Origin of the sequence: Curtobacterium flaccumfaciens (genome assembly GCF_051548005.1) — a bacterium.
In the GTDB taxonomy this organism is placed as follows: Bacteria; Actinomycetota; Actinomycetes; order Actinomycetales; family Microbacteriaceae; genus Curtobacterium.
In genome coordinates, this window is the sequence record NZ_JBPUGH010000139.1 from 1 (window position 1) to 8,911 (window position 8,911).

General features: G+C 73.4%; 6 protein-coding genes and 2 pseudogenes. 5 read left to right on the forward strand and 3 right to left on the reverse strand.

Going from position 1 to position 8,911, the window contains the following annotated elements:
• The first annotated feature begins 299 nt into the window (after positions 1 to 299).
• Positions 300 to 500, forward strand: a complete 201-nt coding sequence (locus ACSW7Y_RS13995; protein WP_022903197.1) for a CsbD family protein — start codon at positions 300 to 302, stop codon at positions 498 to 500.
• A gap of 245 nt (positions 501 to 745) precedes the next feature.
• On the opposite strand, the gene ACSW7Y_RS14000 is transcribed toward ACSW7Y_RS13995, so the two are convergent.
• A complete protein-coding gene (locus tag ACSW7Y_RS14000) occupies positions 746 to 1,288 on the reverse strand; it encodes an NUDIX hydrolase family protein (protein ID WP_022903196.1) in 543 nt (180 codons plus the stop codon).
• Between the two features lie 60 nt (positions 1,289 to 1,348).
• On the opposite strand from ACSW7Y_RS14000, the gene ACSW7Y_RS14005 reads away from it, so the two are divergent.
• Positions 1,349 to 1,987 carry an alpha/beta hydrolase gene (locus ACSW7Y_RS14005; RefSeq protein WP_438126860.1) on the forward strand — a complete coding sequence of 213 codons (639 nt, stop codon included), beginning with the start codon at positions 1,349 to 1,351 and terminating at the stop codon, positions 1,985 to 1,987.
• Between the two features lie 257 nt (positions 1,988 to 2,244).
• Here the strand turns inward: ACSW7Y_RS14005 and ACSW7Y_RS14010 are convergent, their stop codons facing one another.
• A complete protein-coding gene (locus ACSW7Y_RS14010; protein ID WP_438126861.1) occupies positions 2,245 to 2,889 on the reverse strand; it encodes a PadR family transcriptional regulator in 645 nt (214 codons plus the stop codon).
• A 161-nt stretch (positions 2,890 to 3,050) separates the two neighbouring features.
• Between ACSW7Y_RS14010 and ACSW7Y_RS14015 the strand changes: the two are divergent.
• The 3 genes and pseudogenes from ACSW7Y_RS14015 to ACSW7Y_RS14025 all read left to right on the forward strand — a co-directional run.
• A pseudogene (locus ACSW7Y_RS14015) lies at positions 3,051 to 3,614 on the forward strand (DEAD/DEAH box helicase); the annotation flags it as partial.
• A 456-nt stretch (positions 3,615 to 4,070) separates the two neighbouring features.
• Entirely contained in the window at positions 4,071 to 7,862 is a 3,792-nt protein-coding gene (locus ACSW7Y_RS14020) for a DNA glycosylase AlkZ-like family protein (protein WP_438126863.1), read from the forward strand.
• Positions 7,855 to 8,634, forward strand: a complete 780-nt coding sequence (locus ACSW7Y_RS14025; RefSeq protein WP_438126862.1) for a DNA-formamidopyrimidine glycosylase family protein — start codon at positions 7,855 to 7,857, stop codon at positions 8,632 to 8,634. Before ACSW7Y_RS14020 ends, ACSW7Y_RS14025 begins: the two co-directional genes overlap by 8 nt.
• A 13-nt stretch (positions 8,635 to 8,647) precedes the next feature.
• Here ACSW7Y_RS14025 and ACSW7Y_RS14030 read toward each other — a convergent pair.
• Positions 8,648 to 8,911, reverse strand: a pseudogene (locus tag ACSW7Y_RS14030) (hypothetical protein); the annotation flags it as partial.

Consider the following 8,911-nt stretch of genomic DNA (forward strand, 5'->3'; position numbering starts at 1 on the left):
GAGCCGTCGCGCGTCGAGCGACGTCGTCCGGGGCGGGTCCGCTCCGGTGTGGTCGTCCGAGGGCGGCTACGCGGCAGGCCGTGGAGCCGGCTCCGAGTCGGGCGCAGGCCGTCGTCGTGGCTCGCGCCGTGCCTCCCGTCCGGCGGGAGCTGCCGACCGTCACTGAGCCCGTGGGGCGCGGGACGTCCCCCACCTTGACGTCTCCTCCGAACGCGGTCGGGCACCGGGCGTAGGTTCTCCTGCACCGGATGCCGCGCGAGCGGCTGACGGGGAATCGTCCGTCGTTGGAAGGAGACCGTATGGCTGGCAGCGAAGAGAACCACACCGGCGAGAAGCTCGTCGGCAAGGTCAAGGAGGGCGTCGGCAACCTCACCGGCAACGACAAGCTCAAGGCCGAGGGTCAGACCGACCAGGCCAAGGCGTCGGCCAAGCAGGGCGTCGATGACGTCAAGGACGCGGCGCACGGCGTCGCGGACAGCCTCCGCGACGAGAAGCACTGAAGCCGGTCGCACGACCGAGCTGCGAAGCCCCCGGGACCACGTGGTCCCGGGGGCTTCGTCGTGTGCGGGGTGCGCCGCGTGCGGGGTGCGCCGCGTGCGGGGTGCGCCGTGTGCTGGGTGCGTCGTGTGCTGGGTGCGTCGTGCCCTGGCGGCGCTGGCTCCGCGTGGTGGAACCGCGGGAACGACATCGAACCAGCCCGACGGCGTGGTTCGAAGTCGTTCGCGTGGTTCGGTACCGGGCCTCGCTAGTGCAGTGCGCCGACCGACGCGAGGCCGGCGCGGAGCAGCGCCCCGCGACCACCCTCCATCTCGTCGGCGACGGCGTCGGACGCGGCCTCCATCGGGCTCATCCACGTGAGCTCGAGGGCGTCCTGGCGCGGCTCGCACGTCCCCGTCACCGGGACGACGTACGCGAGGGAGATCGCGTGCTGCCGCTCGTCGGTGTACACCGAAGCACCGGGGAGCGGGAAGTACTCGGCGACCGTGAACGGCGTCGGGCTGGAGGGCAGCTGCGGGAACGCCATCGGCCCGAGGTCCTTCTCGAGGTGCCGGAACAGCGCCGTGCGGATCGACTCGCCGTACATCACGCGGCCGGACACGAGCGTGCGAGCGATCGACCCGCTCGGTGCCACGCGGAGCAGTACCCCGACCTCGGTGACGACGCCGAGGCCGTCCGTGCGGACGGGGATCGCCTCGACGTAGCAGATCGGCAGGCGACGGCGGATGTTCGCGAGTTCCTCGTCGGACAGCCAGCCGGAGTCGGGGTCGGGGGTGCGCAGCGAGGCCATGCACCGTGTCTACCAGGCACGGCGGCGAGTTCGGCGGACGCCACGGCTAGCGTTGGTCGCATGATCGACAGCGACCTCGTGCAGTGGACCCGCGGCCCGTCCGACCGTGCGGGCACCCCGCTCCTCGTCGCGATGCACGGGGTGGGGTCGAACGAGCGCGACCTGCTCGGCCTCGCGCCCGCGCTGCCGCCGGCCTGGACGGTCGCCTCGCTGCGGGCGCCGCTCGAGTGGGGGCCCGGGTACTCGTGGTACCCGCTCGGAACGCCGGGCTCCCCCGCGCTCGGCCCCGTGGACGACGCCGTGGCCGGGGTGCTCGACTGGGTCGATTCGGTCGCCGCCGACCACCCGTGCATCGGGCTGCTCGGCTTCTCCCAGGGCGGCTCGATGGCGCTGCAGCTCCTCCGTGCCCGACCGGCGGGCTTCGCCTTCGCGGTGTCGCTGTCCGGGTTCGTGGTGCCCGGGGTGACGGACTCGCGCGACGAGGCCGTGGCTGCGATCCGGCCGCGGGTGTTCCTCGGGCACGGCGACCTCGACCCGGTGATCCCGGCCGAGGCCACCGCGCGGACGCAGGCGTGGGCCGCGGCGAACACGGACGTGACCGACCGGGAGTACGCGGGGCTCCCGCACGCGGTGTCCGCCGCGGAGCTGGCGGACGTGGCCGCGTTCGTCGGCGACGGCGCGGAGCGCGCGAGGCCGTAGCGGCGGCGGCCGGGGTCGGTCGACGACGCGAAGGCGACAGAACCGTGCCGCCTGCGCGCGCCGAACTGTCGCTCTCGCGGAAGCGACACCGAGATCTGTCGCTTTCCGAGGACCCACGGTGACCGACGAACGGACGGGCGCGCTCCGCTCAACGGCAACGCGAAGCGTTGCGCGGGGCGCGCCGACCGAGCCTGCGAGGGAGGGGTGCCAGCTGGCACCGTGCCTCCCGTCGGTCACGTGGTCACGTGGTCACGCGGTCAGTCCGCGAGGATCTGCAGGAGGTCCTTGCGGAGCTGGTCGACCTTCTCGGTGGCCGCAGCGATCTGCTCGTCCGTCGCGGTCGTCCGGTACATGTGCAGGACGCCCATGGTCTTCCGGAGCGACTCGACGAAGGCGCGCTGTGCGTCCGGCATGCCGGGCGCCTCGAACGCCGCCGCGATCTCGTCCGCCTTCGACTCGGCCTCGGCCTTGCCGGCGTCGGTGAGCTCGAAGAGCGTCTTGCGACCGTCGCCGGTCGAGACGACGAGGTCCTCGTCGACGAGCTGCTGGAGCGTCGGGTAGACCGAACCGGGGCTCGGCTTCCAGGCGCCGCCGGTGCGCTCGGCGATCGTCTTGATCACGGCGTAGCCGTTCTGCGGCCCCTCGGCGAGGAGGCCGAGGATCGCGAGACGGACGTCGCCGCGGCGACGGCGCTCGCGGCCGCCGAAGCCCGGACCGCCGAACCCGGGACCGAAGCCCGGGCCGAAGCCGGGTCCGAAGCCACGGCCGGGGCCGAAGCCGCCGCGCTGGTGGTCACCGCGGTCACGACCGGGGAAGCCGGCGCCGTGGTGGTGTCGCGGGCCGCCGAAGCGGGGGCCACGCGGGTGCTGGTGCTGCTGGGGGTTCATGTCGTCGAAGCGCATGAGATGTCCTTCCGTCGTGCTGAGTCGGCTCGCGATCCGGTCTGACCGATCGGCCTTCGTCGTATCGCGATGTAGTAAAGATATATCGGTAACTATCGCTTTGTCAAGCACGTTCTCCGCTCGGGCCGTTGTCGGTGGCCGCGGGCAGGATGGGACGGACCATGACGGACGTCTTCGAGCGCTTCTCCCCCGCGACCGCGGAGTGGTTCCGCGGCGCGTTCCCGGCTCCGACCGCGGCGCAGGCGGGAGCGTGGGACGCAGTCTCGACCGGCCAGCACGCCCTCGTGATCGCGCCGACGGGGTCCGGCAAGACCCTGGCCTCGTTCCTCTGGTCGATCGACCGGCTCATCAGCGCGACCGACCAGCCGCCCGCGAAGCAACGCACGCGCGTCCTCTACGTCTCCCCGCTCAAGGCGCTCGGCGTCGACGTCGAGCGGAACCTCCGCAGTCCACTCGTCGGCATCACCCAGACCGCCAGGCGCCTCGGGTTCGAGCCGCCGGACGTCACGGTCGGCGTCCGGAGCGGCGACACCCCCTCGTCCGATCGGCAGCGGCTCCTCCGCCAGCCGCCGGACATCCTCATCACGACGCCCGAGTCGCTCTACCTCATGCTCACGTCGAGCGCGCGGGAGACCCTCGTGAACGTCGACACCGTGATCGTGGACGAGGTCCACGCGGTCGCGTCGACGAAGCGTGGCGCGCACCTCGCCGTGTCGTTGGAGCGCCTCGACGACCTCCTCGAGAAGCCGGTGCAGCGCATCGGGCTGTCCGCGACCGTCCGGCCCCCGGAAGAGGTCGCACGGTTCCTCGGCGGCCGGGCCCCGGTGACGATCGTCGCTCCTCCCGCCCAGAAGACGTTCGACCTCCGGGTGGTCGTCCCGGTCGACGACATGACCGAGCTCGGCGCCCCGCCGGTCGGTGCGGACGCGACCGAGTCGCCGACGAACGGGTCGATCTGGCCGCACGTCGAGGAGCGGGTCGTCGACCTCATCGAACAGCACCGGTCGACGATCGTGTTCGCGAACTCGCGACGGCTGGCGGAGCGCCTGACCGCGCGGCTGAACGAGATCCACGAGGAGCGGATGCTCGCTGCGTCGAGCGTGGGCGAGCCCGTCGTCGCCGGGGCCGGTGCCGTCGGTGCCGGCGCGGTTGCTGCCGAGGGCGGCACCGGCGGTGGCGTGATGCAGTCACCGGGCCGGGCGTCCGCACACGCGCCGGTCGCGCAGCCGAAGCGACCGCCGGCCGACGTCATCGGTGCGTCCGGGCAGACGGGCGGGGGCGGGTCCGACGCCGACGTGCCGGTGCTCGCCCGCGCGCACCACGGCTCGGTGTCGAAGGACCAGCGCGCGATAATCGAGGACGACCTCAAGTCCGGACGGCTCCGGTGCGTGGTCGCGACGAGCTCGCTCGAACTCGGCATCGACATGGGTGAGGTCGACCTCGTTGTGCAGGTCGAGGCACCGCCCTCCGTGGCGAGCGGCCTGCAGCGCGTCGGTCGCGCGGGCCACCAGGTGGGCGAGATCTCCCGCGGCGTGCTGTTCCCGAAGCACCGCGCCGACCTGGTGAACAGCGCCGTGACGGTCGAGCGGATGGTCGCGGGCGAGATCGAGTCCATCAGTGTCCCGGCGAACCCGCTCGACGTGCTCGCGCAGCACACCGTCGCCGCGGGGGCGGTGGACACGGTCGACGTGGAGCACTGGTTCGAGCTCGTCCGCCGGAGCGCGCCGTTCAGCAGCCTGCCGCGCTCCGCGTTCGAGGCGACGCTCGACCTCGTGACCGGGCGGTACCCGAGTGACGAGTTCGCCGAGCTGCGGCCCCGGCTGGTCTGGGACCGCGTGCACGGCACCCTGACGGGCCGTCCGGGGGCGCAGCGGCTCGCGGTCACCAGTGGTGGCACGATCCCCGACCGCGGCATGTTCGGCGTGTTCATGGTCGGCGAGCGGGCGTCGCGCGTCGGCGAGCTCGACGAGGAGATGGTCTACGAGTCCCGGGTGGGCGACGTCTTCGCGCTCGGGGCGACGAGCTGGCGGATCGAGGAGATCACGCACGACCGGGTGCTCGTGAGCCCGGCGTTCGGGCAGCCCGGACGGGTGCCGTTCTGGAAGGGCGACGGCCTCGGCCGTCCCGCCGAGCTCGGCCGTGCGACCGGTGCCTTCGTGCGCGAGGTCGAGGGGGCCTCCGACGAGGACGCCCGGAACCGGGTCTCCTCCGGCGGCCTCGACGAGCGTGCCGTCACGAACCTGCTCACCTTCCTCCGCGACCAGCGTGCCGCGACGGGGTACGTGCCCAACGACACGACCCTCGTGGTCGAGCGCTTCCGTGACGAACTCGGCGACTGGCGGATGATCATGCACTCGCCGTACGGCATGCAGGTGCACGCCCCGTGGGCCCTCGCGGTCGGTGCCCGGTTGCGGGAGCGGCACGGCATCGACGGCGACGCGATGGCGGCCGACGACGGCATCGTGGTGCGGATCCCGGAGACCGACGCCGAGCCGCCCGGTGCCGACCTGTTCGTGTTCGACCGCGACGAGCTCGAGGTCCTGGTCACGGACGAGGTGGGCGGGTCGGCACTCTTCGCGGCGCGGTTCCGGGAGTGTGCGGCGCGGGCGCTGCTGCTGCCCCGTCGGAACCCCGGGCAGCGGTCCCCGCTCTGGCAGCAGCGGCAGCGGGCGTCCCAGCTGCTCGAGGTCGCCCAGAAGTACCCGACGTTCCCGATCGTCCTCGAGACGGTGCGCGAGGTCCTGCAGGACGTCTACGACGTGCCGTCACTGCTCTCGATCGCGGACGACATCGCCGGGCGGCGCATCAAGCTCGTCGAGACGGAGACCGAGCAGCCGTCGCCGTTCGCCCGGACGCTGCTGTTCGGGTACGTCGCCGCGTTCATGTACGAGGGCGACTCGCCCCTCGCCGAGCGTCGGGCGGCGGCGCTGTCGCTCGACTCGACCCTCCTGGGGGAGCTCCTCGGCCGCGCAGAGCTCCGGGAGCTGCTCGACCCGGCCGTGATCGCCTCGGTCGAGCAGGACCTCCAACGGCTCTCGCCCGACCGCCGGGCGCGCGATGCCGAGGGGCTCGTCGACGTCCTGCGGCTCGTGGGTGCGCTCGACCTGACCGAGCTCACCGCGCGGAGCTGGGCTGCCACCGAGGGGGACACCTCGCCCGTCGCCGCCGCACTGCAGACGCTCGAGCGCGATCGTCGTGTGCTGTCGTTCTCGCACGCCGGGCAGACCCGGTACGCCGTGATCGAGGACGCCTCGCGGCTGCGCGACGCCCTCGGTGTCCCGCTGCCGATCGGCGTGCCCACGGCGTTCGTCGAGCCGGTCGCGGACCCCCTCGGAGACCTCGTCGGCCGGTACGCCCGGTCGCACGGCCCGTTCTCGGCGCAGGAGGCGGCAGCCCGTCTCGGTCTCGGCATCGCGGTCGTGCAGGACACGCTGCGACGCCTCGCTGCCGACCGCAGGGTGGTCGAGGGCGAGTTCCGACCCGATCGACAGGGCGCCGAGTGGTGTGACGCCGAGGTCCTGCGCCGCATCCGCACGAAGTCGCTCGCCGCGCTCCGGCACGAGGTCGAGCCGGTGTCGCCGGACACCCTCGCACGCTTCCTGCCGGCCTGGCAGCACGTCCACACCCCGGGCGCCCGCGGTGGTCTGCGGGGCATCGACGGCGTGCTGCAGGTCCTCGACCAGCTCGCCGGGGTCGCGCTGCCCGCGAGCGCGTGGGAGTCCCTCGTGCTGCCGTCCCGCGTCACCGACTACCAGCCGAGCATGCTCGACGAGCTGACCGCGACCGGCGAGGTCCTGTGGTCGGGCGGCGGCACCCTGCCCGGCAACGACGGATGGGTGCGGTTCCACCTCGCGGAGACCGCCGACACGACCCTGGCGGAGCCGGACGGCGGCGAGACGACGGAACTGCAGCGGGACGTCCTCGGGGCCCTCGCCGGCGGCGGCGCGTACTTCTTCCGCCAGCTCGCCCAGGCCGTCGGCAGCACGGACGACAAGGCGCTGTCCACCGCGCTGTGGGACCTCGTGTGGGCGGGACAGATCACCAACGACACGCTCGCGCCGCTGCGGTCGATGCTCGGCGGGAAGGCGAAGAGCACGAGCACGCCTCGTGCCCGCGCCTACCGCGGGCGTCGGCGGCCGACACTGCCCACGCAGTCCGGGCCACCGACGGTCGGCGGACGCTGGTCGATCCTGCCGTTGGCGCAGACCGATGCCACGGTTCGGGCCGCGGCGACGGCGGAGCAGCTGCTCGAGCGGTACGGCGTCGTCACGCGCGGGGCCGTGCAGGTCGAGGGGGTCCGCGGCGGGTTCGCGGGCGTGTACCGGGTGTTGGCGCGCTTCGAGGAGACCGGCCGTGCTCGCCGGGGGTACTTCGTCGAGGGACTCGGCGCGGCGCAGTTCGCCACCGGCCCGACGGTCGACCGGCTCCGCACCTTCGCTCGCGACCTCGACGACGACGAACGCAACGACCCGGAGCGGGCCAGGCAGGCGATCACCCTCGCTGCGACCGACCCGGCGACCCCCTCCGGTGCGGCGCTGGCGTGGCCGAACGACAGCGCGGGACCGGGCGACGACGCGGACGGGGACGGCGCCCGCGGCGAGCCAGCAGCGGCCAGCACCGCGGCGACCGGCGGAGCAACGGCGGGCGGAGCGACGGCGGGGGGCGCGACCGGGAGCAAGCAGTCCGCCCGCGGACACCGTCCCGGGCGGAAGGCCGGCGCACTCGTGGTCCTCGTGGACGGCGCGCTGACGGTGTACGTCGAACGCGGCGGCAAGTCCGTCCTGACCTTCACCGACGACGCCGGGGACCTCGCGGCCGCCGCGGTGTCCATCGCTGCGACCGTCCGACGCGGGCTCGGGAAGCTCTCGGTGGAGCGGGTCGACGGTGCGTTCGTGCTCGAGTCGCCCCTCGGCCAGGCGCTGCGCGACGCAGGCTTCACCGCGACGCCGCAGGGGGTGCGCCTCCGTGCCTGAGGGCGACACCGTCTACCGAGCCGCACACCGACTGCACGCGGCACTCGCCGGCAAGGAGCTCACCCGGAGCGACTTCCGCGTGCCGGCGTTCGCGACGCTCGACCTCGTGGGCCGCACCGTCGACGAGGTCGTCCCGCGCGGCAAGCACCTGCTGCACCGCATCGGCGACCTCACCGTCCACTCGCACCTCAAGATGGAGGGCAGGTGGGACGTCTACGCCCCCGGTGAGCGGTGGCGCCGTCCGGCGCACCAGGCGCGTGTCGTGCTCGACGCGGCGGACGTCTCCACGGTGGGGTTCACACTCGGCATCCTCGAGATGGTCCCTCGTGAGCAGGAGCCGGAGATCGTGGGGTACCTCGGGCCGGACCTCCTTGGCGAGGACTGGGACGCCGACCTGGCGCTGGCGAACCTCACGCGCGACCCGGAGCGTCCGATCGGGCTGGCCCTGCTCGACCAGCGCGTGCTCGCCGGCCTCGGCAACGTGTACCGCGCCGAGCTCTGCTTCCTCCGGGGCGTGCTCCCGACCCGTCCGGTGGGGCAGGTGCCGGACCCTGCGCGGGTGATCGCGCTCGCGTCGCGGCTGATCGTCGCCAACCGCGACCGCAACGCCCGGATCACCACCGGTGTCGACCGGCCCGGACGCCGCCTGTGGGTCTACGGGCGTGCGGGCAAGCCGTGCTTGCGCTGCGGGACGCCGGTGCGCCGCGGGGAACTCGGTGAGTCGGAGCTCACCCTGCGGGACACCTACTGGTGCCCGCGCTGCCAGAGCTGAGGGGCGGACCGGATCAGCGGTTCGCCGCGTTCACCACGCACTGCTGGACCGAGCGCGCGGCGTCGGAGTCGTCCGCGAACGCCGACGGCAGCGCTGACGCCCCGCTGTCGTCGTCGCCCGCGGCGTCCTTCGCCGCGCGGTTGACCGGCCAGAGGGGTCCGTCGAAGTCCTCCGAGGTCGGGTCGGACGAGGTCGCCCAGACGGTCACGTCGTCGTCGTTCGGGTCGTCCGTCTCGGCCGGAGCGATCGATGCTCCGAGGTACCACCCGCCGTCACC

Coding starts and splice junctions, on each gene's coding strand:
- ACSW7Y_RS14000 (WP_022903196.1), bottom strand. CDS start 1,288: ATGGCCTCGCTGCGCACCCCCGACCCCGACTCCGGCTGGCTGTCCGAC.
- ACSW7Y_RS14010 (WP_438126861.1), bottom strand. CDS start 2,889: ATGCGCTTCGACGACATGAACCCCCAGCAGCACCAGCACCCGCGTGGC.
- ACSW7Y_RS14020 (WP_438126863.1), top strand. CDS start 4,071: ATGCAGTCACCGGGCCGGGCGTCCGCACACGCGCCGGTCGCGCAGCCG.
- ACSW7Y_RS13995 (WP_022903197.1), top strand. CDS start 300: ATGGCTGGCAGCGAAGAGAACCACACCGGCGAGAAGCTCGTCGGCAAG.
- ACSW7Y_RS14005 (WP_438126860.1), top strand. CDS start 1,349: ATGATCGACAGCGACCTCGTGCAGTGGACCCGCGGCCCGTCCGACCGT.